3 protein-coding genes are annotated in these 2394 nt (G+C 28.2%); all 3 read left to right on the top strand.

Going from position 1 to position 2394, the window contains the following annotated elements; genetic code table 11:
- Window positions 1-98 precede the first annotated feature (98 nt).
- Complete coding sequence (locus tag QL232_RS27180) at window positions 99-758, top strand: hypothetical protein (RefSeq protein ID WP_281616494.1); 660 nt, start codon at window positions 99-101, stop codon at window positions 756-758.
- An 88-nt stretch (window positions 759-846) separates the two neighbouring features.
- Window positions 847-1470 carry a hypothetical protein gene (locus QL232_RS27175; RefSeq protein ID WP_281616493.1) on the top strand — a complete coding sequence of 208 codons (624 nt, stop codon included), beginning with the start codon at window positions 847-849 and terminating at the stop codon, window positions 1468-1470.
- A 114-nt stretch (window positions 1471-1584) separates the two neighbouring features.
- Complete coding sequence (locus QL232_RS27170) at window positions 1585-2235, top strand: hypothetical protein (protein ID WP_281616492.1); 651 nt, start codon at window positions 1585-1587, stop codon at window positions 2233-2235.
- The last annotated feature ends 159 nt before the right edge of the window (window positions 2236-2394 follow it).

Below are 2394 nucleotides of genomic sequence, written 5' to 3'. Positions count from 1 at the left end.
ATAAAAAGAAAACCATAACAAGAGCTAAAAAATCATAACCACCCTTTGGGATGGCAACAATTTTTAGCCATTACGTTAGAGATCAAAAACTTTAAAAAATGAAAATATACTTATACCTCTTAACTTTCTTGATTAGTTTTAATGTACATGGTCAAGAGAATAATTTATTAGACTCTTGTTATGTAGGAGGGGCTAAGAAATTTCATCAACTTTTTGGTAAAAATATAAAGTATTCAGACAAGAATGAAATGGGTTTGTGTATTTTATATTGGGAAATTCATCAAGGAAGAATTCAAAATACGTCAATTTTAAATAGTTTAGGTAAATCAACAACAAATGAACTAAATAGGATACTACAATTAACTACTAATAATTGGAAAATAAGTGAAAGTAGAATGAAGTTTTATTTGCCAATTAAATATTCATTAGATCAATTAGATTATAATGTAGATCCATTCCCAAAAAATTATCTAGATCAAATTACTGTGGTTGGATATTTATCAGATATACCGGCATTTAGATCAGAGGAATATTTAGTTTCTAAGCTGAATAGATTTCTTGAAAAGAAAAAGTACAAATCGGCTATATCAATTTTAGATAAAATGCTACGGAGGAATCCCGTATCAATAGAACTAAGAGAAACTCGAATAGATTGTTATCAAAAATCAGAATTAGATGAAGAGGCATGTAATGATATTCTTATTTTGAAAAACTATTTACAAATAACAAGTAAATATTTATGTGAAAAAGATCTCTAACATTAGCTAATCTCCATCCATCGGGTGACACACCCGCTGGTCGTAGTTTAGCCATTACGTTGAGCACAATTATTAATAAACTAACAACATGCTAAAAAAACTATTTTTTATCTTACTCACTATTACTTCATGTTCAGTAAGAAATTATGATCTAGAAAACTCCCTTAATCAAGAGTTGGAAAAGTATGATTCATCTTTAGTTGATCATTTCCCAAAAAAAATATATAATTCATACAAATCCACAAGTTTACATTATTATGATGATTTTTATGAATCACCTCATTTATATTTAGTTTGTAATCCTGAAAATTTTTCTCAATTAGTTTCAGAAATAAAAATAAAATCAGTTGAGATTTATAAGTCTAACACAACAGACTGTCTAAATATTGTAGATGGTTATATTAATAAAAAGAATAGGTATTACTATGACAGAACTAAAAGACGTTTCAAAAGAGTCTTAAACAATGGTTCTTGTAATAGTTTACCTCTACCAAATTTTTATTCAATATATAGTGATAATAAAATCAACTCAAATAAATTATTAAAAGGTTTTGATTACTATTTACTGTCGTCTTCAAAAGGCACTTACCTTGATTCAACTCATAAAATTGATACAATCTATACTCTAGAAAATTGGGAACATGGATATTCAAAAGGTATTGCACTCAATGAAAAAAAAGAGGTGGCAATATATTGGCTATGTATTTGGTAAATAAAAAAGTGCTCAACATCAGCTAATCTCCATCCACCGGGTGACGCACCCGCTGGTCGTAGTTTAGCCATTACGTTAGCAACTATATCACATCTAAAGTACTCTAATTAAAACATGAAACTTCAGCAATTACTCATATTACCTCTTCTACTAGTTGTGAATTTAGCTTCATCTTTTGGCTATTATTCTATAGATGAAAATAAATCTGACTTATTTTATGCTAATAATGACACATTAATTAACCAAATAAGAGAAACAACACCAGTAAGAAAGAAACTTTTAGATTATGAGAAAGCATTTCCTTTCAAGCTAAGTTTAACAGAAATGCCAACTAGCATTCTAGAATTAATTAAATATACAGAAATTGAAAACTTAAATAATACTTTAGATACTTCACTAAAAAGGTATTCATTACTCGATCATTTTGAGAATAAACAAACATTCTATTTTAGAGTAATTGAAGAAAATGAATATTGTTGTAGAATTATCTATTTGGTATACTATGATAAATTAACTTCACAAGTATCAAGTATATCATATTTTGGTATTTACGGAGGAGATGGAGGCTGGGAAACTACCTCAACAGAAAGTTGGGAATCAGAATCAATTTTAACTTTGAAAAAATTAGTAATTAATGATTACGACAATATTGATGATTCTTATATTGAAAAAAAAGACTCATTAACTTACAGGTATGAGATATTATCATCTAAAATCAATGTCACATTATTAGATAGTGTGAGAACTGAAACAGTAATCAGATAATCACTTGACTAAAATATACAGTTGCTAACAGCAACTAAACTCCAATCACGGTTGACCCAACCGCTCAAGTAGTTTAGTCATCACGTTATGGTTAACTAACAAATGAAATTTAAACAAATCATAGAAGAGTCAAAGTCTTACTTTGGAGAAGATAGAAAG

The sequence above is a fragment of the Flammeovirga sp. SubArs3 genome, from assembly GCF_947387565.1.
Taxonomy (GTDB): domain Bacteria; phylum Bacteroidota; class Bacteroidia; order Cytophagales; family Flammeovirgaceae; genus Flammeovirga; species Flammeovirga agarivorans.
Note: the sequence above shows the minus strand (reverse complement) of the source record. Positions and strands in the feature narration are given on the sequence as shown.